Here is a 22,182-nt window from a genome sequence, read left to right as displayed (position 1 = left end):
GGCCTTTGAAGTTGACTTTGAAGTTGGCTTCAACCCAACCCATCCAAGGAGAACCCCATGGCCCTGCAGCAAACGCTGGTCATCCACGAAGCCCTCGACACCCCCAACGCCAACGGCGCAGTAGTACGCGAACTGTTCGACGCCTACGCCGCCTCCGGCGTAACGGTGGAAGTCGTCACCATCAATAACGCCCCGCCGGAACCCACCGCGAACACGACCGACTTCATCACCATCGTCATCCCCGGCACACAAGGCAAGCGCAGCAGCGGTAAAGCCCCCACGCTGGGCGTGATCGGCCGCAACGGCGCCATCGGCGCGCGCCCGGAGCTGGTAGGCCTGGTGTCCGACGCGGATGGCCCGATCGGCAGCCTGGCCGTGGCGCTCAAACTGGCGCAGATGAAGCACAAGGGCGACCACCTGGCCGGCGACGTCATCGTGACCACGCACTTGTCCACCAACGTATCGATGCAGCCGCACGATCCGGTGCCCTTCATGGGCATGCCGGTATCGTCCGACACCATGAACGACTACCAGGTGCTGCCGGAGATGGATGCGATCCTGTCGCTGGATGCATCCAAGGGCAACAGCATCATCAAGCACCGTGGCTTTGCCATCTCGCCCACCGCCATGCAGGGCTATATCCTGCGCGTGAGCCCGGACCTGGTGGCGACGATGGAATCCACCACCGGCTGCCCGGCAGTGACCTTCCCGATCTCGCAGCAGGACATCACGCCCTACCATAACGGCCTGTACCACTTCAACAGCATCATGCAGCCGCATGTGGCCACCGCCGCCCCGGTGGTAGGCGTGGCGCTGACGGCGCAGTCGGTGGTCTCGGGCAGCGCCACCAGCGCCAACCACGAGATCGACATTGCCGAGGCGGTGCGCTTCTGCGTGGAAGTGGCCAAGCGCTTCGGCGCTGGCAAGTGCCAGTTCTTCAACGCGTTGGAATGGGGCAAGATCCGCGCGATCTATCCCGACATGACAGGTTTCCAGCGCGCCGGCACGGCGCACTAAGACGAGGCGCAGCCGTGCCCGGACGTGCGGCAAGCCACACGCGGGCATTTTCAGCGGGCGCGCTTCGGTGTATGGTTGCGCTCCTGACGCAGTCCCCGCCTTAGCGGCTATTCTTGCAACATGCTCCGCCAAAACGACACCGACAGCCCCGCGCTGTCCCGCTGCCTGTCCGCCCTCGCCGCCTGCGCCGCGCTCGCAGCGCTGCCTGGCTGCGAACGCAATGAACCGGCTCCGGCCGCCCCCGCCGCTGCCGCATCGGATGCGCAGGCGGCGCGCGCCGAAGGCGCTAGCGCGCCGGACGACGGGCCCAGCTTCGCACCCGCGCCGCTGGCCCGCCCGCTGGTGGCCTTGCGCGGGCTGACCAGCATGGCGGACGTGCGGGCAGCGTGGGGCAAGCCGCCCGACATCACGCCCAACCAGGATGAATGCGGCACGGCGCTCGACGAAGAGCACCTGATGGACTACCACTACCCCGATGCGCTGATCGAAGTAGGCCGCAGCGGCGACGCCGTGATCCGCGCCCTGCACGGCATCCCCGCCGGGCTGACGCTCAAGCTGGAAAGCCAGGACGTGACCGCGGCCTCCACGCTGACGCAGCTCAACGCGGCCCTGCGCAAGAACCCGCACTGGAAGATGGCCGAGGCGCCGGGCAAGGTGCGCAGCCCGGCCGACCGCGACGAGGGCGACCCGCTCGAACAACTCGCCTACACCACGCTCTACACGCTGGATGGCGACGGCGACCAGTACCGCCTGTACTTCCTCGGCGACCGGCTGGTGGGCTACGCCTACTGGGTCGGCTGCTGATCCCCCGGGGCCTGGCGCGCAATGCCTGCGCCGGCTGCCATGCTGGCGCAGAAGAGCCAGGCTCCGGATAGCGCCAAGGTTTAGCGCAGCGCGCCAGGACCGCCCGCGTGTGGCGCAAGCGCCGCTGCGGTAACGTCCTCTGTGGCAGCGGCCGGCAACGTCTCGCCGTGCTGGCGCTTCCATTCGTCGAAGCCGCCGGCCAGCGCCCAGGTATTGGCGTAGCCGGCAGCCTTCAGGCGCTCCGCCAGCACCGCGGCCGACACCTCATGCGGGCAAGCGCAGTAGACAACAATATCGATGCTGGTCGGATGCTCGGAGAGTAATTCCAGCGGCGCATTCAGGTCGATGGTCATCGCGCCGGGGATCCGCTCCACCGCGTCGCTGCGCACATCGAGCACCAGCGGGAAGCGATCGCCTAGCCGGCGCGCCTCCAGTTCCCCCACCGACATGCGGGGCACACGGCGGGTGCGGCGCAACAGGCGCACGCGCCGCCAGAACTTCCACGCGACGAAGGCGGCGAAGGCGCCCAACACCACCATGACGGCCACCGGGCCATAGGTGCTGAAGGCGCTCAGGATGACTTCGACAAAATCGGTGAACACCACGCCAACCAGCAGCGCGCCGCCGGCCCACACCAGCGCCCCGATGGCGTCGTAGAACAGGAATACCGCGAACGGCGTGGACGTCATGCCGGCCATGGCGGTGGACAACGCGCCGGCGCCCGGCAGCAGCTTGGCGAACACCAGCGAGCGCGGGCCCACGCGCAGGTACAGCGACTGGGTCTGGCGGATGCAGCTATCGGGCGAGATGGAAACGCGGCAGATGGTGCGCAGCATGGGTTGCCCGAGCCGCTTGCCGGCGAAGTACCAGGCCGTATCGGCAATCAGGCAGGCCAGGATAACGGCCGCCAGCACGGCCCCCAGCGCCGGGCCGCCCTCGCGCATGCCAAGCGCGCCGGCAACGAACAGCATGGGAACGGCCGGCACCGGCAGCCCGGCCTGCTCGGCCAGCACATTGAGAAACACAAGCATCACGCCGTGGCTCTCCAGCAAGGACTGCAATTCACCCACACCGATCTCCCGCGCTATTGCCGTTTTCGCCCCGTCAAGGTAATCGGCGCGAGCGAGGATGCTCGCGCCGACGGGCATAGGCAGTAGTGTGCCACCAAGGCGGCGCGGTTGCCGTGCGTTGACTTGCATGCCAGCTTCAAAAACCCTGAACGAAGCGCCCGCCGGGCCGGGCCGGGGGCGATCCGCTCCGGCTATCGCTCCACTATTGCTCCGATAGTCAGGCGTGGGCGCCGTCCTGATAGGTATCGAACTTACGCGCGGGATCCGCGGAAGGGCCGCTACGGTCCATGCCGGCCAGCTTCTGGGCACCGTCCTGGAAAGGATCGGCCTTGCGCGCCGGATCCGAGGAAACGCCGCTACGGTCCATGCCGGCCAGCTTCTGCGCGCCGTCCGAGAACGGATCTGGCTTGCGCAGGCGGCTGGCATCGGCGCCCATCGCCGGAACAGCGGCCGGGTCCAGGCGTGCGCCATCGCTATAGACGTCGAAACGCGACGCATGGAAGACGTAGCCGTAGCGGTCTGCGGACACGGCACTGTCCTTGGGACCGGAGGCTTGCGCCGGAACCGCCGTGGCGGCAATGCCGGCAAGTGCGGCCGAAGTCATCAACAGCTTGAAGAAATGGCGGGTCATGGCAATCTCCTTCTGGGCGATCGGCGGATCGCGACTGGCTTGCAGGGGAGCAGCGCCTTGCGCTGGTCCGGCCACACGTGAATCGCGCGGTTAAACCAGATACGCCGCGAAACGCGGCGTGGATGCACAAGGACGCGGGATGATTGCGAGCCGCGCGGAAAGGCCTTCCTGGCTTCAGGGCTTCAGGGCTGCAATGCTTCCGTCTCGTCGCGCATCCGCCGCATCGTCGTGACGACAAAAGCATCCACCTCCGCCTCGGCCTGCGCGATCGAGGCGGCCAGCCGCTCGCCACCGAACTCGTCGTACTCGATGGCGACCTCGACCGCGTCGTCGATGCCGATGTAGCCGAACGCCGCGCGCAGCGCCGGGGTGACATGGTCGAGCCGGGCCAGGCGGTCGCCGTAGCCGTAGTCGCCGCGTGCGGTCAGCAGCACCAGTTGCTTGCCGCGCCCCGCCAGCATCGGCCAGTAAGGCTCGCCAGCGCGTTCGCGATCAAAGCCGAAGGTCTTGCCCACGCGCACGATATTGTCGATATACGCCTTGAGTTGCGCCGGAACGCCAAAGTTGTACATCGGCACGCCGATCACCAGCACGTCGGCGCGCTCGATTTCCGCGACCAGGCGATCGCTTTCGGCCAGCACCGCATCCATCCACGGCTCGCGCCGCGCGGACGGCGTAAAGGCACTGCGAATCCAGTCCGCGCCGACGGGCGCGGGCGGGTGCTGGCCCACGTCGCGGTAAGTCACCGTGTCCGCAGGACGCGCCGCTTGCCAGCGGTTGACGAAGCGGTGCGAGAGACGGCGCGTGTGCGAGCCGTGGGCGTCGGTGCCGGAGCGTCCCGGGCGGGCGCTGGCGTCGATATGAAGGAGGTGAGCCATGTCGTTCCATTTCGGTTGGTCATGCATGAGCCGTTCTCATCGGTCAGCCCATGCGGTTGAGGGTGATGGCAATGTAGACTCGCCATAGCATCCTCACAACCGATCCTTTCTCTGCCTCATGGCTGACAATACCTCATCCGAAACCACGCCCCGCCGCCTGCCGCCGCTTGCCGCGCTGCGCGCTTTCGAAGCCACCGCGCGGCACCTTAGCGTCAAGCATGCGGCGCAGGAGCTGTCGGTCACGCCGACGGCGGTGAGCCATCAGCTACGGCTGCTGGAGCAAGTGCTTGGCGTGACGCTCTTCGAGCGCTTGCCGCGCCGGCTGGTGCTGAGCGCGCATGGCGCCGCGCTGTACCCGGGCACGCGCAACGGCTTCGACGCGCTGGAGCAGGCCGTGGCCAGGCTGCGTGCGCCGCCATCGCGCAAGACGCTCACGGTATCGGCCACGCCGGCCTTCGCCGCGCGCTGGCTGCTGCCGCGCGCACCGGGGCTGCGGGCCGTGGCGCCGGAGTTCGACCTGCATGTGCATGCCTCGCTGGATGCCGTGGACCTGCACGCGGGCCAGGCCGACGCCGCCATCCGCTACGGCAGCGGCAAATGGCGCGGACTGGACGCCGAGCTGCTATGGCGCGAGCGCTTTGCACCGGTCTGCAGCCCGCTGCTAGGCGTGAAGTCCGCCGCAGGGCTGCGCCGCCAGACCTTGCTGCACCACCAATGGCGCAGCACTGCGCGCCACCCCATAACCTGGGCCCTGTGGCAGCAGGAGGCCGGACTGGACCGTCTCGACGCGGCCAGCGGCCCCACCTTCTCCGATGAGACCCACGCCATCCTCGCGGCGCTTGGCGGCCAGGGCGTGGCCTTGCTGAGTCTGACGCTGGTGGCGGAGGAATTGCGCAGCGGCGCGCTGGTGCAGCCGTGCGGCCCGGTCATCGAGGGCGACGGCTATTACCTGGTCTACCCGGCGCACCGGCGCGACGACGATGCGGTGCGCGCCGTGCGCGCGTGGATCGGCCCGGGGGCGGATAGCGCGATGCGCTGAGCCTGCGGGTTCGCTTCGCGTTGTTGCCAATTGCCTATTGCGCCGGCAAGCGGGCATGATGGCGGCTATCGATCCCGGAGCCCCGCGCATGCCCGCCCAACCTGACTCGCAGAACCAAGGCAAGGACCAGCTGATTCATCGCTTTGCGCTGCGGCCGCATCCGGAAGGCGGCTACTACCGCGAGACCCATCGCGACGCAGCGCGTGTGTCGCGCGAAGGTGCAGGCAATCTCGCCACGCATGCCGCCTCCACCGCGATCTACTACCTGCTGTGCGACAACGCCTACTCCGCCTGGCACCGCATCCGCTCCGACGAGGTGTGGCACTTCTACTCGGGCTGCGCGCTCAACGTGCATGTGCTGGAGGAAGACGGCAGCCTCACCACGCACCGGCTGGGCAACGCGCTCGCCGATGACGACGCGGTCTTCCAGGCGGTGGTCAAGGCCGGCTGCTGGTTCGCCGCCGAGCGCAGCGATCCGGATGGCTTCTCGCTGGTGGGCTGCACGGTGGCGCCGGGCTTTGAGTTCGGCGAGTTCGAACTGGCCAATGCCGACAGCCTGCTGGCTTCGCACCCGCGGCATGCCGCGTTGATCGCGCGGCTCGCCCCAGCCCCGCAACGCTAAAGCGGCAGACCGCCCAAACCCCTTCCTGTTTTTCCCCTTTCCGAGATCCCCGCCATGAAATGGTTGTCCCTTGCAGCTGTGGCGCTGGTAGCGCTGGAACATGTGTACATCATGGTGCTGGAGATGTTCCTGTGGGATAAGCCCAAGGGCATGCGGGCCTTCGGGCTGACGCAGGAGTTCGCCGTCGCCACCAAGGCGCTGGCGGCCAACCAGGGGCTGTACAACGGCTTCCTCGCGGCCGGCCTGCTGTGGGGCCTGGTCACCGCCGCGGTGCCGGTGCAGTTGTTCTTCCTGTGCTGCGTGCTGGCGGCCGGGATCTTCGGTGCCTGCACGGCCAGCCGCAAGATCCTGTGGGTGCAGGGCTTGCCGGCGGCGATCGCCATCGCACTGGTGCTGCTGGCCTGAGGCGGCCGGCAGACTTGGCGTCGCACTAGCGCCGCAGGGCGTCGGCCATGGCGCGCAGCGCCAGCGTATAGCCGGCAACGCCAAGCCCGCAGATCGCGCCAGTGGCCGCACGCGAGATGAGCGAATGGCGATGCGTCTCCTCGCGAGCATGGATATTGGTGATGTGCCGCTCAATCACTGGGCGCCGGATCAGCTTGACGGCATCCAGCACCGGGATGGAGGCGAAGGAGCATCCGCGCTGCCAAGGCAGGACGCTCAACCGCTCAGCGCGGCTTGCGGTATTCGTTCTCGATCCAGTCCGCGGCGCTGGCCTTGCTCAGCTTGAAGCCGGCCGACACGCGCACCTGCGCCAGTTCGTCGCCGTTCTCGTCAGTGGCGCTCAGCACCGCGTAGGGATTGTCTTCGTCGGGCACGATGTCGAGCGTGACGCTGATGCGCGCGGTGTCCGTGTCGACGATCACGCTCTTGTGCAGCATGGCGTGCAGTTGCTGCTCGTGCCGGCGCAGCACTTCGGAGGCGGTCTTGACCAGCGTCGAGAAGGCGTTGGTGTCCAGCGGCTTGGGGTTCTTCTTGTCGCGGCCCATGGTCCAGGGGCCGACCAGTGCGGGCTCGGGCTCGCCGTCCTTGATCATGGCAACGGCCCAGCCATCATCGTCCTCGTTCTTGATCACGCGGGCGGTCCAGCCGTCGGCACGCCACAGGCGCGGCTCCTGGATCTTTTCTGCGTTGTCCCCGGCGGCGTCCTGGTCGTCGGCTTCGGGGGAGAGTTCGGGCTGATGGGTCATGGCTGGCTTCAATTCGGGGCTGCGCGGTGGGCTGCGGGCGCCGGCCGGGCCAGCCGCGCAATGCTTGGCGGGGGCGGACCGGGACGGCGGCGACATCAAGGGCGCGATTTTACCCGCCTCGCCGCAGCGGGGGGCGCCAGGCGCCGCGCGCGCCTGGCGGCTGCGACATGCCAGGCATAAATCCCCTCGGAAGTTGTATTCAATGTCTGACCGCCACGTCCTATGCTGGACCTGTCGCCGAGATCCCCGTCTTGATGACACACCCTTCCAGTCGCCGTGCCCTTGAGACGGCGACGTTTTTTTTTGTCGGCTAACCCGATCCATGCACCAAAACGGGGATCGGGCGCAACAAAAGCGCTGGCCCGCGGAGCCCAGCCGGTTTAAGATGCGCGATTATCGAACAACCCGCGCGCACTCGCCCACATGGACGCCCCCATTCCCAGCAGCCCTGGCCAGGCAACGGCCGCCACTGTCCGCGTCGCCCGTCCGCAGGCCGACCTTCTCAACAGTTTTGCCGGCGACCCGAACTTCATGCTGTCGCTGGCGCGCGGCTTGAGCGTGCTCGAAGCCTTCTCCGAGCGTAAGCGCCCGCTCACCATCTCCCAGGTGGCACAGCGCACCCAGCTCTCGCGCGCATCGGTACGGCGCTGCCTGTACACGCTGGAGCAGCTCGGCTATGTCAGCCAGCAAGGCGGACAGTTCGCGCTGCGCCCGCGCGTGCTGCATCTGGGCCATGCGTATTTCTCGTCGACATCGCTGGTGTCGCTTGCCCAGCCGATCCTCGACGCGCTGAGCACGCGCATCCAGCAGACATCGGCGCTGGCCATCCTGGACGACACCGACATCCTTTACCTGGTGCGCTCGGAGGTGCAGCGGGTGCTCACTTATTCGCTCGGGATGGGCAGCCGGCTGCCGGCTTATTGCACGTCGATCGGCCGCATGCTGCTGGCCCACCTGGCCGAGCCCGCGCTGGAGGACTTCTTCGACCACGTCGACCTGCGCCCGCGCACGCTGCAGACCAAGATCTCGCGGCCCGAGCTGGAGGCCAGCTTTGCGCATGCCCGCGAGCTGGACTATGTGCTGATCGACGAGGAACTGGAGCCCGGCCTGCGCGCCATCGCGGTGCCGGTGCGCGGCATTTCAGGCAGCGTCATGGCGGGCATCAGCGTCAGCGTGCGCGCGGCGCAGGTATCGGAAGCGGAGATGATCTCGCGCCTGCTGCCGCCGATGCGCGAAGCGGCGGCGGCCATCGGCAAGCTGATCGCCGCCTGAGCCACTGAGACGAGCGAGTTCGCCGAGACGCCGCCACCAGGCGAGGCGTTCATCTACATCCTGAGCGGCCCAGGGCAGCGGTGTCTGCGGGCTCGCGAGAGAAGGCAAAGCCGGGAAAGAAGCCGGCCCGCGAGGCCGGCTGGTGCCGCATGGCGGCACTGGCGCTTAGCCGCGGCTGGCTAGTTCCAGCGCAAACACCAGGCGCTGCAGGAAGTTTTCCGTGCGGCCGTCGAGGTTGGAGAACGCGCAACCGAAATGGTGGATGGCGTTGTCATCGCGCCCGGCCAGCCAGTGGCCCACCACTTGCAGGCTGAGGTCCAGCTTGCCCAGCGCGCCAAAATCCAGATGCACGCCGGAGATCGTGGTGCCCACCGGCAGGTGCGTGGCATCCACGGTCTTGGAGCGCAAGCCGACACCCGAGAGCGAGAGATCTGCAATGTCGAGCTTGAGCACGGTGCCGTCGCTCATCTTGATGGTGCAGACATAGCCCTTGGTGACCAGCGTGCGCGCGCGGAAATGACGGCGGCGCTGGAAGTGGTAGAGCTTCTCCGGGAACGGCGCGGTAAACGCCGGGCCACCCTGGAACTGCGTGACCTCGGGCGTGCCGATCATGAAGTTCACGGGGACCCCGCGCAGCGACGCCGAGAAGGCATTCTCGTTGGACGCCAGCAGCGCCTGCCGCTCGGGCTCGGTGGAACACCAGTCGAAGACAAAGGTGCGGCTGGCCGGATCCACATGCAGCACGGTCGTGACCATCTCGTGGGCGCTACGCGCACGCACGTTCAGGATGCACTTCTGCCAGGCGAGGTCGCGCAGCACGGTGCCGATCTGCGAGGAATGGGTAAGGCGATAGCGGTCGTCTGGCAACGCGCCGGCGTCAAGCTCGGATTGTTCCGGGGAATCTTGGAGACTCATGAAAATCACGCAAACGTCTGAGAGAGGCCTGCGTCGCGCCAGACTGGCTTGCGACGGGGGAATTCGGGCTGCCCGCGTACCCGGATGCAAGCGGGGGGCGAGCGGCTAGCGCCGCATGTTAAGCGCGACGCCTGCTGCTGCGCAAGCTCTTGTTTGAACAACGGCGAAGTGTGGCAAAACTTGAGCCAGACTTCCGTGGGGTAGCCCGCCGGAGCGGGTTTACGCCTCATTTGCCGTCTTTGCGCCCACGTCGTTTTGCCGCGCCCTTGGTCCCGTCCTCTGGATGTGGCGATGCAGCCACCCGGGCGGGATCCGCGCCGAGCGATGCTTGCGCCTCCTGGCACAGCCAGTCCCTTACCGCGCGACGCCGCGCATCGTGCTCGAACGCCACCGGCGAGAGCAATTGATAACAAGATCCATCGCGCACGAAGCCCCGCGGCGCGGCGATGCGGCCGTCGGCGATCTCGTCGGCCACCATCAGGCGCGATGCGATCGCGCATCCAAGCCCGGCCGCGGCGGCCTGGATGGTCAGGTAGAAATGCTCGTACCAGGCATCGGCGCCAAAGCGCTGCGCGCCGCCAGCGGCCTTGGCCCAGCGCTGCCAGGCATCCGGGCGCGAGCGCGTATGCAGCCGATGGGACGACGCCCCGACGCTGGCCCCCACGCGGCAGACCACGCCCACCCATTCCTCGGCAACTTCATGGGCATGCAATTCCGGCCCCACATGAAAATCGTTGCGGCGCAGCGCCAGATCCACGCCGCTGCGCGCGAAGTCCACCGGCCCGCCAGCGGCCATCAGGTGCAGCGTCACCTCCGGGTGCGTCTCGGTAAAGCGCGGCAGGCGAGGAATCAGCCAGCGCATGGCGATGGTGGGCTCGCACGACAGGACCAGCGCCTTGGGCTGGGCATGCGCACGGATACGCTGCGCTGCTGCGCCCAGCACTTCGAGCGACTGGGTGGCGGCGGCATGCAGGGTGTGCCCCGCCTCGGTCAGGAAGACGGCCCGGTTGCGGCGCTCGAACAGCGCCACGCCGAGCGCCTCCTCCAGCTGGCGAATCTGGCGGCTGACCGCGCCGTGGGTCAGGTGCAGCTCGTCCGCAGCCCGCATGAAACTCTGGTGCCGTGCCGCGGCCTCGAAGAAACGGATCCCGCCCAGCCAGTGCATGTTTGCCTCGATGTGTCAATTTTTCTCACGTATTTTCACGAGTATAAATCGGTTGTGGCGCCACACATCAACTCGGAGAATGCTTGGGACCCCGCCCCCATCCCGTCAAGGATACTCACACAATATGCACCCTCTCACCGAACTGCTGGCCGTCGCCACCATCACCGTGCTGGCCGTGATCAGCCCGGGCCCCGACTTCGCCATGGTGATGCGCAACAGCTTCGTGCATGGCCGCAAGGCCGGGCTGCTGTGCGCGCTCGGCATCGCCCTTGGCGTGCAAGTGCACGTTTTCTATACGATGTTCGGCGTGGCGTTGTTGATGGAGCACGCGCACAAGCTGTTGACGGTGGTGAAGCTGCTCGGCGCCGCTTACCTGATCTGGATCGGCATCCAGACCTTGCGCAAGCGCGCGCCGGGCACGAACGCGCCATCGCTCGCCGCGGATGCGGGCACGCCCGCGTTGACAGCGTTCGGCGCGCTCAAGATGGGCTTTCTCACCAATGCGCTCAATCCCAAGACCACGTTGTTCGTGGTCAGCACCTATACGCAGGTGGTGAATGCGCAAACGCCGCTGGCGGTGCAGTTCGGCTATGGCCTGTTCATGTCGCTGGCGCACCTGGCCTGGTTCGGCCTGATTGCCTGCTGCTTGAGCACGCCCGCGCTGCGCGCCGCCATGCTGCGGCGCCAGCGATTGCTGGATCGGGTTATTGGCTCGGTGTTGCTGGCGCTGGGACTAGCGCTTGGCCTCGGCAACCTGGCCTGACGCAGGCAGTTGCCGACGGCATCAGGCTGCCGCCAGATCCAGCGCATACGCACGCCGGCACACATGCTGCGCGCCGCCGGCGTGCAGGTGGCTTTGATACAGGATGAAGCGCTCGACAGGGAACGGCTCGCACACCAGTTCCGCCTGCGAGGCGCGCCATGCCTGCAACGCGGTATCCGCCACGGCAGGCCCGCAGCGCGCGAGCGTGATGTGCGGATGGAAACGCGCATGCCGCTGCGAGCCCGCATCCGGTAACGGCGCGCTCTCGCATCCGGCAAGGACCTGCGCCATATCCGCTTGCAGGCTGTCCAGCGCCGCATTGGGTGCCACTCCCGCCCACAGCACACTCGCCCGCCGCCCGCGAAAATAGCCAGCGTCTTTCACCGTGAGCGCAAAGGCCGCGCCTGATACACCCCCAAGCGCCTGCTCGATGCATGCCGCCGTGGCGTCGTCCTGCTCTCCGAGGAAGTGCAGCGTCAGATGGACCTGATGCGGCGTCGCCGCGCGGATGGCCGCCACGCGCGGCACGCGAGCCAGCAGCGCGGCTGCCAGCGCTTGTGGAACCTCGATCGCGACGAACAAACGTGCCATCGGTATCACCTCCCGTGACTGCCTGGCGCGAGTGGTCAAGCGCAGCGGCGCGATGCCGCTTACTGAAACGCTAACGCTGACTGACGCAGGATGGGCAGCGCCATGGCCGCGGCGGTGCCTTCCAGCCGCAGCAGCGCGCGCTTGCGGTCGGTGCCGCCGGCATAGCCTGTGAGGTCTCCGCTGGCGCCCAGCACGCGATGGCAAGGCACGATCACCGACAAGGGGTTGCGCCCTACCGCCCCGCCGATCGCGCGCGCATGGGTCGGCCCCAGGCCCAGCCCGGCGCCCAGTTCGCCATACGACGTGGTCTCGCCAAACGGGATCTCGCACAGTGCCTGCCAGACCGCATGCTGGAAGGGGCTGCCGCCCAGCACCATGGGCACGGTGAAGGCCTGCAGGCGCTCGGCAAAGTAGTCGGCCAGCTCATCGGCGGCCTGCTCGAATACGGGCCGGGCGGCGGCGGGCACGCTCATGTCCGGCATGGCCGCCGCCGGATAGTACTTCTGCCCGGAGAAGAACAGCCCGCTCAAGCGCGCGCCGTCGACGCGCAACAGCACTTCGCCCAACGGGCTGGCGACGATGCGGTATGCAATCATGGTGTGTCCTTTGTCTTGCCGTCTCGTTCCGACTTGTACGACTTGCCCGACTTGTGTTCTTCGTGGCGCCGCCACAGGTGGATGGCGGCGTAAGCGCGCCATGGTGCCCACTGCGCGACGTGCTGGTTCATGCCTCGCACAGTAGCGATGCCGAGCACCTTGCGCAAGACGTAGTCGGTGCCGGGGAAGGCATCCGGCCAGCCGAGCGCGCGCATGGCCACGTATTGCGCGGTCCAGTCGCCAACGCCTTCGATCTCGCGCAGCCGCGCCATGGTGTCTTCCGGCGCGGCGTTGGGCTCCAGCTTGAGTTCGCCCGCCGCCACGCGGCTGGCGATGGCATGGATGGCCCGGCCCTTGCCCAGCGGGATGCCGATCTCGCGCAGGGCCTCGGGCGGCACACCAGCCAGCGCAGCCGCGCCGGGAAACGTAAAGCGCAGCGTCGGCGTGGGCTGTGCCAGTGTCAACCCGTGGCGCTCGGCTAGCCGCGCCAGCAGCGTGCGCGCGTGCTTCACCGAGATCACCTGGCCCACCACCGCGCGCACCGCGATCTCGAAGCCGTCCACCGCGCCGGGCAGGCGCATGCCGGGTGCTTCGGCGGCCAGCGGCCCGAGGTGCTGGTCGACCACATCGGGCCGGCAACCCAGGTCGCACAGCCGCCGTACGCGGCCCAGCGCTTGCGGAATCACGTGCGCCAGCGAAGCGGACAACGTCACCTTGATCACATGGCGGCGCGCTACATGCTCCAGCTGCAGCCAGCCGAGATGCGTGCGGCCGCTGCTGTCGATGGCCAGCGTGCGCGCGTAGGTGCCATCGCCAAGCTGCTCGATGCCGTCCACCGCGCGCACGCCCAGGAATTGCAGGAACGCGGTCCAGGCCATCGGCGGGCGGTAACCCAGCTCGAACACCAGCTCGTCGGCCACGTTGTCGGCGGCGCGCTTACGCATGGCCATGGGCGTCAGCCCGTAGCGCGTCTTGAGCACGTCGTTGAAGCGCCGCACGCTGCCAAAGCCGGCGGCGTGCGCCACGTCGGTTACGGTCAGCCCCGTATCGGTCAGGAGGCGCTTGGCCAGCAGCAATCGTTGCGTCTGCGCGTACTCCAGTACCGAGACGCCGAACTGCGCATCGAACAGCCGGCGCAGGTGGCGCTCGGTAATGCCGATGCGCGCGGCCAGCCCGGCCACGCCGGCATCCACCATGAAACCCTCGTCGATCAGCGTGGCCGCGGCCTGGGCCAGGCGCCCTGACAGGTCGGCCAGGCCGTGGCCCGGCGCCAGCTCGGGCCGGCAGCGCAGGCAGGGCCGGAAGCCTTGTTTCTCGGCCGCGGCCGCGGTGTCGTAGAAGGTGCAGTTTTCGCGCTTGGGCGTGCGCACCGCGCAGATCGGCCGGCAGTAGACGCCGGTGGACGACACGCCCACGAAGAAGCGTCCGTCGAAGCGGCGGTCGTGCGAGGCCACGGCCTTGTAGCAGGTATCCGGATCGAGTTTCATAGGCAGCATGCTACTCCGTTGGCCGGGCCGGAATAGCTGGATTCGGACATTTGCCTCGGCGGCCCGGAGGCGCCTTTTTCAGCGCCGAGTGGAGCGCAAGACGTGCGGAAACTTCCCAAATTCACCATGAATCGTCCGGGAAACGCCAAGGCTTGCCGCCACGCTCGCTGGCACCGGATAGAATCAGCCACCGGGCCGTCAATGCCACCGCCTTGCCGCGCCCCGCAGGCTCCCGCGGATCTCGAGCAGATCTTCAGCGAATTTCCGCGGATTCCGCCGCGAGGCTGCCCACTCACTCTTCGAATTCCGCATGCGTCCCATCATCAAGCGTCTTTCCTTCCTGCTGGCCCTGGCTTTCAGCGTATCCGCGAACGCCGCGCCTGGCGTGCCTGCCGCGCCCGCGCCTGCCGCCGCGAAGCTGCCCACCGCGGCGCCGGCGGAAGTCGCCAGCGTGGAAGGCATTACCGAGTACCGGCTTCCCAACGGCCTGCGCGTGCTGCTGGCGCCCGACGCAGCGCAGCCCGTCACCACGGTCAACATGACCTACCTGGTCGGCAGCCGCCATGAGAACTATGGCGAGACCGGCATGGCGCACTTGCTCGAGCACCTGCTGTTCAAGGGCACGCCGGCGCAGCCCGGCAACACCATCGCGCAGGAGCTCACGCGCCGCGGCATGCAGTTCAACGGCACCACGGCCTTCGACCGCACCAACTACTACGAGAGCTTCACCGCCAGCGAGGAGAACCTGGACTGGGCGCTGAAGATGGAAGCGGACCGCATGGTCAACAGCTTTATCGCCCGCGAGGCGCTCGACAGCGAGATGACGGTGGTGCGCAACGAGATGGAACGCGCCGAGAACAATCCCGGCAGCATGCTGATGCAGCAGATGCGCTCGGCCGCCTACCGCTGGCACAACTACGGCAAGGCGCCGATCGGCGCGCGCAGCGACGTGGAGAACGTTGCCATCGGCAACCTGCAGGACTTCTACCGCCGCTATTACCAGCCCGACAACGCGGTGCTGGTGGTGGCCGGCAAGTTCGACGTGGCCACCACGCTGGCACGCATCGGCAAGTACTTCGGCGCGATCCCCCGGCCCACGCGCGCGCTGCCGGCCCAGTACACGGTTGAGCCGCCGCAGGAGGGCGCGCGCGAGGTGACGCTGCGCCGCGTCGGCGACTCGCAACTGGTCGCGGTGCAGTACCACATCGCGCCGGGCGCGCATCCGGATACGGTGGCCCTGCAGCTGCTGTCCGATATCCTCACCGATGGCTCGGGCGGCCGCCTGTACAAGGCGCTGGTCGAGAGCGGCAAGGCCAGTTGGCAGTTTGGCTCGGTAGCGGGCATGAAGGATCCCGGCTCGGTGCTGTTCGCCGCCGGGCTGAGCAAGACGCAGGACCTCGAAGCCGCGCGCCAGGCGCTGGTGGCGCAGGTGGAGGGCTTCGCCGCCCGGCCGGTGACGCAGGTGGAACTGGACCGCGCCCGCACCCGCCTGCTCAACAGCTATGAGCGCCTGCTGGAGAATCCTTCCGGCTACGCCATCGCCTTGTCCGAGGCCATCGCCAAGGGTGACTGGCGCCTGCTGCTGGTGGCACGCCAGCAGGCGGAGCGCGTCACGCTGGCCGACCTGCAACGGGTCGCGCAAAACTACCTGCGCGCCAGCAACCGCACGCTCGGCCGCTTCATCCCCATCGACATGCCCGGCGATGCGCCGGCCGAGACGCTGGCCCGGGCCACCATGCCCGCCGCGCCGGACGTCGCCGCGCTGGTGGCCGCCTACCAGGGCAAGCCGGCCAAGGCCGCAGTGGCGGCGTTCGACCCTAGCCCGGACAATATCGAGGCGCACACGCTGCGCGGCAAGCTGGCCAACGGCATGCAGTTCGCGCTGCTGCCCAAACCCAGCCGCGGCCAGACCGTCAACGGCACGCTGATCCTGCGCATGGGCGACGTCACCAGCCTGCAAGGCCAGGACGCCGTCGGCAGCCTCACCGCCGCCATGCTGATGCGCGGCACCGCCCGCCTGGAGCGGCAGCAGATCGCCGACCGCCTGTCCGAGCTCAAGGCGGTGGTGTCGGTCCAGGGCGACGGCGAGGCGGTCACCGTGCGTTTTGAAGCGCGGCGCGAAACGCTGGCCGAGACGCTGGCGCTGCTGCGCGACATCCTGCGCGAGCCCAGCCTGCCCGCCGCCGAGTTCGAGACCCTGCGGGCCAACGCCATCGCCGGCATCGAGAGCGGCCTGGGCCAGCCCGAGGCGATCGCATCGAATGTGCTTGGCCGTCACGGCAATCCCTACCCATCGGGGGATCCGCGCTATGTCGGCACCCCGCAGGAGAGCATCGCGGCGCTGCGGCAAGTGCGCCTGGCCGACCTGCGCGCCTTCCACACGCGCTTCTATGGCGCGAGCCACGGCCAGGTGGCGCTGGTTGGCGACTTCGACCGCCAGGCGGCACAGGCGCAACTGGCCACGCTGTTCGGCGACTGGCAGGCCCAGGTGTCCTATGCCCGCATCGAACGCCCCTTCGTGCCGCTGGCACCGGCCCACCTGACCCACGAGACGCCGGACAAGGCCAATGCCATCTACCTGGCCGCGCTACCAGTCGCGCTGACCAGCGATGCACCGGAATATCCGGCATTGGTGATCGCCAACCGCGTGTTCGGCGGGAGCGCGCTCAAGAGCCGGCTGGCGGATCGCCTGCGCCAACGCGACGGCATCAGTTACAGTGTCGGCAGTTTCATTCAGGTGGGCGCGCTCGACACCAACGGGCGCTTCGGCATGCAAGCGCTCTATGCGCCGCAGAACCTGGACAAGCTCAAGCGTGGCGTGGAAGAAGAACTGTCGCGGCTGGCAGCCGCTGGCATCACGCCGGAGGAGCTGGCACAAGCCAGGAGTGGCCTGCTGCAGCAAGGCACACTGGCCCGCACCAGCGATTCCGCGTTGGCCGGCACGCTCGCCAGCCAGCTATTTCTGGGGCGCACGATGCGCTTTGTCACGGAATACGAGCAAGCTATCGCCGCGGCGACCGTCGAACAGGTCAACGCGGCCATCCGCAAGCACCTGGACCCGGCTCGGGTGGTGCATGTCTACGCGGGGGACTTCTCTGTCACGGCAGCGCAAGATGCCGGGGCGACGATAAAGGCGGGCAGTACGGCAAACGAAGCCGTGACCGTCCCCTAAAGGGCAATACTGGAGGAAAATAGTGGCAACGCAGGGCGGCGGAAGACGCCGCTGGCGCAGTAGTCCAAACGGCTTGGGGACAACCCCTTGCCGCAATGACGCGTTGACTGTATATTCGTACAGTATAAGACGATATAAGAGGTGTGGATGTCAATAGTGCGAGCTAGCAGCAAAGCAGAAGCGCTTCGGCTTCTCGCATCGAAAGATGTGCTGGCGCTTGAGCTGGACTATGAAACCGGATGGCAGGACGCCGTCGAACTCGGCCGGCTCGGAGAGAAACGCGGCATCAAAGTGCAATACCGCGGACAGGAAAGCATTGCTGTCCATTCGCGCGAAGCCCTGATCGAAGGGCTGGCTAAGACCAAGACCACCTTCAGGCAGCGCAATCTGTATTGCCAGTTCGATCTTGGCACGCTGGCCGACCATGAGCTGCTCGATCTCGAAGCCAAGGCGACCCGGCTGGGGGACTACATCCTGGCAGGCCATCTGCTAAGGGATGTGGACGGAGTCTGGCCGCAAGACGCGCAGTAACGCAGGCAAAACGTAGCAAGACACAGCAAGACAAAGCAAGACACACCAATAGGCGTTATTCACGTCAAACGCAGCGGTCCTGGCCAGTCGCCTCGCCGCTGCCGCGACCCACGGCGCCAGCCCTGCCGCGCAATGCGGCCAGACGCGTTTTTTCGGCCGGCACGCCGCGGCTACAAGCGCCGCGCCTTCTCGCCAGCCTATCCCTCCCGCATCCCCAAGTAGTGCAAGACAGGTCACCCTGTGCCGCAATCACGGCGCAATCGCACTACATTGGAACTCTGCGTGCCGATCTCGCACCACGGCTTTCTTCGTGTGGGCGACTTGCCGAAAGGAAGAGACAAACCATGACAGACCTGTCCGCCCCCCTTTTCGATGCACCGCCGAGCACCGAGGAAAAGCGCAAGCGCATCTACGCGATCGTGGCCGCGTCTTCCGGCAACCTCGTCGAGTGGTTCGACTTCTACGTCTACGCGTTCTGCGCCATCTACTTCGCGGGGGCCTTCTTCCCCAAATCCGATCCCACGGCGCAATTGCTGAACACCGCCGGTGTATTTGCCGCGGGCTTCCTGATGCGGCCGATAGGTGGGTGGCTCTTCGGGCGGATTGCCGACCGGCATGGCCGCAAGAACTCGCTGCTGATTTCAGTAACGATGATGTGCTGCGGCTCGCTGATGATCGCCTGCCTGCCCTCCTACAACAGCATTGGCGCCTGGGCACCGGCGCTGCTGCTGGTCGCGCGGCTGCTGCAAGGGCTGTCCGTCGGCGGCGAATACGGCACCACCGCCACCTATATGAGCGAGGTGGCACTCAAGGGCCAGCGGGGATTTTTCTCGTCGTTCCAGTATGTCACGCTGATCGGCGGCCAGTTGCTGGCGGTGCTCGTGGTGGTGGTGCTGCAGCAGTTCCTCGACGAGGCGGAGCTCAAGGCGTGGGGCTGGCGCATCCCGTTCGTGATCGGCGCCATCACGGCGGTCGTGGCGCTGTTCCTGCGCCGGACCCTGCATGAGACGACCTCCGCCGCCACCCGGGCGAGCAAGGAGGCCGGTACGCTCACGGAGCTGTTCCGCAATCACAAGGCGGCCTTCTTCACCGTGCTTGGCTACACCGCGGGCGGCTCGCTGATCTTTTATACGTTCACCACGTATATGCAGAAGTACCTGGTCAACTCGGCCGGCATGTCGATCAAGACGGCCAGCTACGTGATGACCTGCTGCCTGTTCTTCTACATGTGCATGCAGCCGTTTTTCGGCGCGCTGTCGGACCGCATCGGGCGGCGCAACAATATGCTGCTGTTCGGTGCACTTGGCGCGCTGACCACAGTTCCGGTCCTGACGGCGCTCGGGAGCGTGAAGAGCCCCTTTGTCGCCTTCGTGCTGATTTCCCTCGCGCTGGCCATCGTGAGCCTCTACACCTCCATCAGCGGCATCGTCAAGGCCGAGATGTTCCCGACCGAGATCCGGGCGCTGGGGGTGGGGCTGGCCTATGCCGTGGCCAACGCGATCTTCGGCGGCTCCGCCGAATATGTCGCGCTGGACCTGAAATCGCTGGGCCACGAATCCAGCTTCTACTGGTACGTGACCGCGATGATGGCGATCGTGTTCCTGGTCAGCTTCCGGCTGCCGCGGCAGGCCAAGTACCTGCACCACGATCGCTGACGCGCCGGGGCGTCAGATGGGGCGTCAGACGGGAAAGACAGCGCGCTGGTGCACGCCTGCCCGGGCCGCCACATGCCTGGGGCCCACGGCCAGCTCGATGCTCACACCGTCGCCAAGCAGCAGCGCCTGCGACGCCGCGCGCGCCCCCTTGCCGCCACCGACGTCATCCGCCTGCAGCCCGAACGCCGTCTCGCTCGCCCACGTGCCCAGCGCAACGCCATCGCGCATGAGCGTCAGCACGGCCTTGCGCGAGGTATAGGACAGCCAGCGCCGCGCCACATGATGCACCGGCAGGCAGAGGCGCTCGGCCAGCGCGTCCAGCACGTCGAGGTCCACCGCGCCGGGCAAGGCCAGTCGGCAGGCATTGAGCGGCATCATCAGCCGGCTGGCAAAGGCATAGGCGAGCCCGCCGGCCGAGTCATCGTCCGGCATGGCCATCAACTCAGCGTTGGTGCATTCCACGTAGTCCAGCTCGCTGCCGCCCAGAAGCTGGCGGCCCAGCAGGTACGCAATCATGAAGCGCACATCCGGCGCTGCCAGGCTATCGCTGTAGAGAATGATCCATGCGCCCGTGCCGGTGCGATACAGCGCGCCATCGAAGCTTTGCAGGCGAGTGGGCTGGACCGAGGAGACCGGATCGTCGCGGCCCAGCGCGACGGCGGCGTCGAGCGCCAGGCGGATGCAGTCCAGCGGCGTATAGGCGGGCCGCGCGGCGCACGCCATCAGCGCTGCGATGATCGGATAGCACGGGGCGGCGCTATCGGGACCCGCGTCGTCGTTGCCAGGAATCGCTTGCGAGGGCGCCGCACCGAGGCGCAAGCGGGCACGCGAGGATCGAAAATCCGTGGTGTGGGCGGGAAGATTGAGAGCGGCAAAAGCCATCGGGGCAGCCTCCGTTGAGACAACAGGACATTGCGTTGCGCGCATCAATTGGCCCGCGCGCGCAGTGCATTCGCGGCACAGGCGCGGCACGGGCCATGCGCGGATGCCGCCGGCACGGCCGGCCGTGCATGCGCGCCCTCCGATCAGTCGCGCAGCAATTGCTTGGCGATAATCAATTGCTGGATCTGCGTGGTGCCTTCGTACAGGCGCAGCAAGCGCACGTCGCGATAGAAACGCTCTGCCTTGTACTCGGCGATATAACCGGCGCCACCATGGATCTGCACGGCGCGGTCGGCCACGCGGCCCACCATCTCGGTGCAGAACATCTTGGTGCACGAAGCCAGCATGCTGACTTCCGGATCGCTCTTGCCCGGAGTCTTGGCATCGTAGCGCTGGGCGCAGTCGCGCACCATCGACAAGCCGGCGTACAGCTCGGCCTGGCTATCGGCCAGCATGGCCTGGATCAGCTGGAAATCGCCAATCGGCTGGCCGAACTGCTTGCGTTCCTTGGCGTAGGCCACGGCATCGGAAATCAGGCGGTGCGCCATGCCGCAAGCCAGCGCCGAGATATGCAGGCGGCCACGGTCGAGCACCTTCATGGCGGTCTTGAAGCCAACGCCGGGCACGCCGCCGATGATGTTGGCGGCAGGCACGCGCACGTTTTCCAGCACCACGTCGCAGGTCTTGGTGCCGCGCTGGCCCATCTTCTTGTCCGGCTTGCCAAGCGAAATTCCCGGGGTGTTGGCCGGCACGATGAACGACGAGATGCCCGACGCGCCGGCGCCGCCGGTGCGCGCCATCAGCGTGAAGGCGCCTGCGCGCGGCGCGTTGGTGATGAAGCGCTTGGTGCCGTTGATGACGTAGTGGTCGCCGTCGAGCTCGGCCTTGGTCTGCAGCGAAGCCGCATCGGAGCCGGCATTGGGCTCGGTCAGCGCGAACGAGATAACCAGCTCGCCGCTGGCGATCTTCGGCAGATATTCCTGCTTTTGCGCCTCGGTGCCATCCATCAGGATGCCCTGCGAGCCGATGCCGACATTGGTGCCGAAAACCGAGCGGAAGGCAAAGGCAGTGTGGCCGAGGTCGTACACCACGTCGCATTCCTGCGCCATCGACAGGCCGATGCCGCCGTAGTTCTCAGGGATGGAGATCCCGAACAGGCCCATCTCCTTCATGTCGGCAACGATGTCCGCCGGCACGTCGTCGGTTTCCTCGAGCGTGTCTTCCGCCGGCTTCAGGCGTTCGTCGATGAAACGCTGCACCGACGCGCGCAGCAGCGAAAAGGATTCTGCGTCCAGGCTCATGGGGTTCTCCGGTCAAAGCAAGCAACGATGTGGCCAACATGGTACGCCGTCACCTGGTTTTGACAATCCCACAGCCCTTGAACAGAATGGACAATTCTTTTTGACAATCAGGAAAAATGCGCAAAACGACACATTCTTGAGTGCCGCTGACCTGGTGCTGGCTAGCGCCCTGCCGCTTCGGCGGCGAAATCGCTAAGCTCCCGAGCCCGGTCCGCCGTCATTTGCATGAAGCAGGCAGACGCGTTGACACCGGCGATCGTGCCGCCATCGGGATCGGCCTGGAAACCGCAATTGGCTTCCCGGAACTTTAACCATGCGCGCTGGGCGTCGAGCAGCTTTGCTCTCCTGGTGGGAGACAGGGCCTGTTGAAGGCTCTTATAAGCGGTATTCAGGGATTTATCCTGCCGCGCCGTCTCCACGGCGATGCAGTCGTGCATGCCGGCGGTAGTGACATCGGGACGGTCGATGCAAGCCCCGTATTGCCTTGACAGCAACTTCTCATCCGCCTGCGCGGCAAAAGACGCGCAAAGCAGCAACGCTGAAAACAGCGCTTTTTCATATCGGGTCGGGGGGAATTGGGTAATGAGCGCCATTGGCCTTG

General features: G+C 66.9%; 22 protein-coding genes and 1 pseudogene. 10 read left to right on the top strand and 13 right to left on the bottom strand.

Annotation, left to right across the window (positions count from 1 at the left end; genetic code table 11):
* Positions 1-57 precede the first annotated feature (57 nt).
* Both ACYP5B_RS09770 and ACYP5B_RS09765 read left to right on the top strand, forming a co-directional pair.
* Positions 58-1,017: a DUF1177 domain-containing protein gene (locus tag ACYP5B_RS09770; RefSeq protein WP_459569441.1), complete on the top strand. Its 960-nt coding sequence runs from the start codon at positions 58-60 to the stop codon at positions 1,015-1,017.
* Between the two features lie 120 nt (positions 1,018-1,137).
* Entirely contained in the window at positions 1,138-1,821 is a 684-nt protein-coding gene (locus tag ACYP5B_RS09765; protein WP_400093735.1) for a hypothetical protein, read from the top strand.
* 80 nt (positions 1,822-1,901) lie between these two features.
* On the opposite strand, the gene ACYP5B_RS09760 is transcribed toward ACYP5B_RS09765, so the two are convergent.
* The 3 genes from ACYP5B_RS09760 to ACYP5B_RS09750 all read right to left on the bottom strand — a co-directional run bounded on the left by ACYP5B_RS09760 (position 1,902) and on the right by ACYP5B_RS09750 (position 4,427).
* Positions 1,902-2,891, bottom strand: coding sequence for a VTT domain-containing protein (locus ACYP5B_RS09760; RefSeq protein WP_400093733.1), 990 nt, complete (start codon positions 2,889-2,891; stop codon positions 1,902-1,904).
* A 217-nt stretch (positions 2,892-3,108) separates the two neighbouring features.
* On the bottom strand, positions 3,109-3,522 hold the full coding sequence (locus ACYP5B_RS09755; RefSeq protein ID WP_459569440.1) for a copper resistance protein CopQ: 414 nt from the start codon (positions 3,520-3,522) through the stop codon (positions 3,109-3,111).
* A gap of 182 nt (positions 3,523-3,704) precedes the next feature.
* Positions 3,705-4,427 (bottom strand): FMN-dependent NADH-azoreductase, encoded by a 723-nt coding sequence (locus ACYP5B_RS09750; protein WP_459569439.1) that lies wholly within the window; start codon positions 4,425-4,427, stop codon positions 3,705-3,707.
* 91 nt (positions 4,428-4,518) lie between these two features.
* On the opposite strand from ACYP5B_RS09750, the gene ACYP5B_RS09745 reads away from it, so the two are divergent.
* From ACYP5B_RS09745 to ACYP5B_RS09735, 3 genes are all read left to right on the top strand, one after another.
* Positions 4,519-5,439, top strand: a complete 921-nt coding sequence (locus ACYP5B_RS09745) for a LysR substrate-binding domain-containing protein (RefSeq protein WP_459569438.1) — start codon at positions 4,519-4,521, stop codon at positions 5,437-5,439.
* An 88-nt stretch (positions 5,440-5,527) separates the two neighbouring features.
* On the top strand, positions 5,528-6,061 hold the full coding sequence (locus tag ACYP5B_RS09740; protein ID WP_459569437.1) for a cupin domain-containing protein: 534 nt from the start codon (positions 5,528-5,530) through the stop codon (positions 6,059-6,061).
* Positions 6,062-6,115: 54 nt separating this feature from the next.
* On the top strand, positions 6,116-6,466 hold the full coding sequence (locus ACYP5B_RS09735) for a DUF1304 domain-containing protein (RefSeq protein ID WP_318237047.1): 351 nt from the start codon (positions 6,116-6,118) through the stop codon (positions 6,464-6,466).
* 25 nt (positions 6,467-6,491) lie between these two features.
* Here the strand turns inward: ACYP5B_RS09735 and ACYP5B_RS09730 are convergent.
* Together ACYP5B_RS09730 and ACYP5B_RS09725 are read right to left on the bottom strand one after the other, a co-directional pair.
* A pseudogene (locus tag ACYP5B_RS09730) lies at positions 6,492-6,701 on the bottom strand (type II 3-dehydroquinate dehydratase); the annotation flags it as partial.
* A gap of 28 nt (positions 6,702-6,729) precedes the next feature.
* On the bottom strand, positions 6,730-7,251 hold the full coding sequence (locus ACYP5B_RS09725) for a hypothetical protein (protein WP_318237046.1): 522 nt from the start codon (positions 7,249-7,251) through the stop codon (positions 6,730-6,732).
* Between the two features lie 423 nt (positions 7,252-7,674).
* On the opposite strand from ACYP5B_RS09725, the gene ACYP5B_RS09720 reads away from it, so the two are divergent.
* Complete coding sequence (locus tag ACYP5B_RS09720; RefSeq protein ID WP_400098487.1) at positions 7,675-8,523, top strand: IclR family transcriptional regulator domain-containing protein; 849 nt, start codon at positions 7,675-7,677, stop codon at positions 8,521-8,523.
* A 165-nt stretch (positions 8,524-8,688) separates the two neighbouring features.
* Here ACYP5B_RS09720 and ACYP5B_RS09715 read toward each other — a convergent pair whose 3' ends face one another.
* Positions 8,689-9,438 carry a flagellar brake protein gene (locus ACYP5B_RS09715; protein ID WP_400098485.1) on the bottom strand — a complete coding sequence of 250 codons (750 nt, stop codon included), beginning with the start codon at positions 9,436-9,438 and terminating at the stop codon, positions 8,689-8,691.
* A gap of 226 nt (positions 9,439-9,664) precedes the next feature.
* Positions 9,665-10,603: a LysR family transcriptional regulator gene (locus tag ACYP5B_RS09710; protein WP_459569436.1), complete on the bottom strand. Its 939-nt coding sequence runs from the start codon at positions 10,601-10,603 to the stop codon at positions 9,665-9,667.
* Between the two features lie 124 nt (positions 10,604-10,727).
* On the opposite strand from ACYP5B_RS09710, the gene ACYP5B_RS09705 reads away from it, so the two are divergent.
* A complete protein-coding gene (locus ACYP5B_RS09705; protein ID WP_400098481.1) occupies positions 10,728-11,366 on the top strand; it encodes a LysE family translocator in 639 nt (212 codons plus the stop codon).
* Positions 11,367-11,387: 21 nt separating this feature from the next.
* Here ACYP5B_RS09705 and thpR read toward each other — a convergent pair whose 3' ends face one another.
* The 3 genes from thpR to ACYP5B_RS09690 are packed head-to-tail and all read right to left on the bottom strand — an operon-like array spanning position 11,388 to position 14,040.
* Positions 11,388-11,957 carry an RNA 2',3'-cyclic phosphodiesterase gene (gene thpR, locus ACYP5B_RS09700; RefSeq protein ID WP_400098479.1) on the bottom strand — a complete coding sequence of 190 codons (570 nt, stop codon included), beginning with the start codon at positions 11,955-11,957 and terminating at the stop codon, positions 11,388-11,390.
* Between the two features lie 59 nt (positions 11,958-12,016).
* Entirely contained in the window at positions 12,017-12,553 is a 537-nt protein-coding gene (locus ACYP5B_RS09695; protein ID WP_459569435.1) for a methylated-DNA--[protein]-cysteine S-methyltransferase, read from the bottom strand.
* Entirely contained in the window at positions 12,550-14,040 is a 1,491-nt protein-coding gene (locus ACYP5B_RS09690; protein WP_459569496.1) for an AlkA N-terminal domain-containing protein, read from the bottom strand. Before ACYP5B_RS09690 ends, ACYP5B_RS09695 begins: the two co-directional genes overlap by 4 nt.
* A 310-nt stretch (positions 14,041-14,350) precedes the next feature.
* On the opposite strand from ACYP5B_RS09690, the gene ACYP5B_RS09685 reads away from it, so the two are divergent.
* The 3 genes from ACYP5B_RS09685 to ACYP5B_RS09675 all read left to right on the top strand — a co-directional run bounded on the left by ACYP5B_RS09685 (position 14,351) and on the right by ACYP5B_RS09675 (position 19,398).
* Entirely contained in the window at positions 14,351-17,212 is a 2,862-nt protein-coding gene (locus ACYP5B_RS09685; RefSeq protein WP_400098475.1) for a M16 family metallopeptidase, read from the top strand.
* Positions 17,213-17,359: 147 nt separating this feature from the next.
* On the top strand, positions 17,360-17,743 hold the full coding sequence (locus ACYP5B_RS09680) for a PHA-granule associated protein 4 (protein WP_318237038.1): 384 nt from the start codon (positions 17,360-17,362) through the stop codon (positions 17,741-17,743).
* 344 nt (positions 17,744-18,087) lie between these two features.
* Positions 18,088-19,398 carry an MFS family transporter gene (locus ACYP5B_RS09675; protein ID WP_459569434.1) on the top strand — a complete coding sequence of 437 codons (1,311 nt, stop codon included), beginning with the start codon at positions 18,088-18,090 and terminating at the stop codon, positions 19,396-19,398.
* A gap of 24 nt (positions 19,399-19,422) precedes the next feature.
* On the opposite strand, the gene ACYP5B_RS09670 is transcribed toward ACYP5B_RS09675, so the two are convergent.
* From ACYP5B_RS09670 to ACYP5B_RS09660, 3 genes are all read right to left on the bottom strand, one after another.
* Positions 19,423-20,280, bottom strand: a complete 858-nt coding sequence (locus ACYP5B_RS09670) for a M78 family metallopeptidase domain-containing protein (protein ID WP_459569433.1) — start codon at positions 20,278-20,280, stop codon at positions 19,423-19,425.
* 143 nt (positions 20,281-20,423) lie between these two features.
* Positions 20,424-21,581: an acyl-CoA dehydrogenase family protein gene (locus tag ACYP5B_RS09665; protein ID WP_400098469.1), complete on the bottom strand. Its 1,158-nt coding sequence runs from the start codon at positions 21,579-21,581 to the stop codon at positions 20,424-20,426.
* Between the two features lie 161 nt (positions 21,582-21,742).
* The gene (locus tag ACYP5B_RS09660; protein WP_459569432.1) at positions 21,743-22,174 is read right to left on the bottom strand and encodes a lysozyme inhibitor LprI family protein; all 432 of its coding nucleotides are present in this window, start codon (positions 22,172-22,174) and stop codon (positions 21,743-21,745) included.
* Between the last annotated feature and the right edge of the window lie 8 nt (positions 22,175-22,182).

The sequence above is a fragment of the Cupriavidus sp. 8B genome (assembly GCF_054589115.1).
This window is presented reverse-complemented; position numbering and strand designations above follow the sequence as displayed.

Coding starts and splice junctions, on each gene's coding strand:
- ACYP5B_RS09770 (WP_459569441.1), top strand. CDS start 58: ATGGCCCTGCAGCAAACGCTGGTCATCCACGAAGCCCTCGACACCCCC.
- ACYP5B_RS09765 (WP_400093735.1), top strand. CDS start 1,138: ATGCTCCGCCAAAACGACACCGACAGCCCCGCGCTGTCCCGCTGCCTG.
- ACYP5B_RS09755 (WP_459569440.1), bottom strand. CDS start 3,522: ATGACCCGCCATTTCTTCAAGCTGTTGATGACTTCGGCCGCACTTGCC.
- ACYP5B_RS09750 (WP_459569439.1), bottom strand. CDS start 4,427: ATGCATGACCAACCGAAATGGAACGACATGGCTCACCTCCTTCATATC.
- ACYP5B_RS09745 (WP_459569438.1), top strand. CDS start 4,519: ATGGCTGACAATACCTCATCCGAAACCACGCCCCGCCGCCTGCCGCCG.
- ACYP5B_RS09740 (WP_459569437.1), top strand. CDS start 5,528: ATGCCCGCCCAACCTGACTCGCAGAACCAAGGCAAGGACCAGCTGATT.
- ACYP5B_RS09735 (WP_318237047.1), top strand. CDS start 6,116: ATGAAATGGTTGTCCCTTGCAGCTGTGGCGCTGGTAGCGCTGGAACAT.
- ACYP5B_RS09725 (WP_318237046.1), bottom strand. CDS start 7,251: ATGACCCATCAGCCCGAACTCTCCCCCGAAGCCGACGACCAGGACGCC.
- ACYP5B_RS09720 (WP_400098487.1), top strand. CDS start 7,675: ATGGACGCCCCCATTCCCAGCAGCCCTGGCCAGGCAACGGCCGCCACT.
- ACYP5B_RS09715 (WP_400098485.1), bottom strand. CDS start 9,438: ATGAGTCTCCAAGATTCCCCGGAACAATCCGAGCTTGACGCCGGCGCG.
- ACYP5B_RS09710 (WP_459569436.1), bottom strand. CDS start 10,603: ATGCACTGGCTGGGCGGGATCCGTTTCTTCGAGGCCGCGGCACGGCAC.
- ACYP5B_RS09705 (WP_400098481.1), top strand. CDS start 10,728: ATGCACCCTCTCACCGAACTGCTGGCCGTCGCCACCATCACCGTGCTG.
- thpR (WP_400098479.1), bottom strand. CDS start 11,957: ATGGCACGTTTGTTCGTCGCGATCGAGGTTCCACAAGCGCTGGCAGCC.
- ACYP5B_RS09695 (WP_459569435.1), bottom strand. CDS start 12,553: ATGATTGCATACCGCATCGTCGCCAGCCCGTTGGGCGAAGTGCTGTTG.
- ACYP5B_RS09690 (WP_459569496.1), bottom strand. CDS start 14,040: ATGAAACTCGATCCGGATACCTGCTACAAGGCCGTGGCCTCGCACGAC.
- ACYP5B_RS09685 (WP_400098475.1), top strand. CDS start 14,351: ATGCGTCCCATCATCAAGCGTCTTTCCTTCCTGCTGGCCCTGGCTTTC.
- ACYP5B_RS09680 (WP_318237038.1), top strand. CDS start 17,360: ATGTCAATAGTGCGAGCTAGCAGCAAAGCAGAAGCGCTTCGGCTTCTC.
- ACYP5B_RS09675 (WP_459569434.1), top strand. CDS start 18,088: ATGACAGACCTGTCCGCCCCCCTTTTCGATGCACCGCCGAGCACCGAG.
- ACYP5B_RS09670 (WP_459569433.1), bottom strand. CDS start 20,280: ATGGCTTTTGCCGCTCTCAATCTTCCCGCCCACACCACGGATTTTCGA.
- ACYP5B_RS09665 (WP_400098469.1), bottom strand. CDS start 21,581: ATGAGCCTGGACGCAGAATCCTTTTCGCTGCTGCGCGCGTCGGTGCAG.
- ACYP5B_RS09660 (WP_459569432.1), bottom strand. CDS start 22,174: ATGGCGCTCATTACCCAATTCCCCCCGACCCGATATGAAAAAGCGCTG.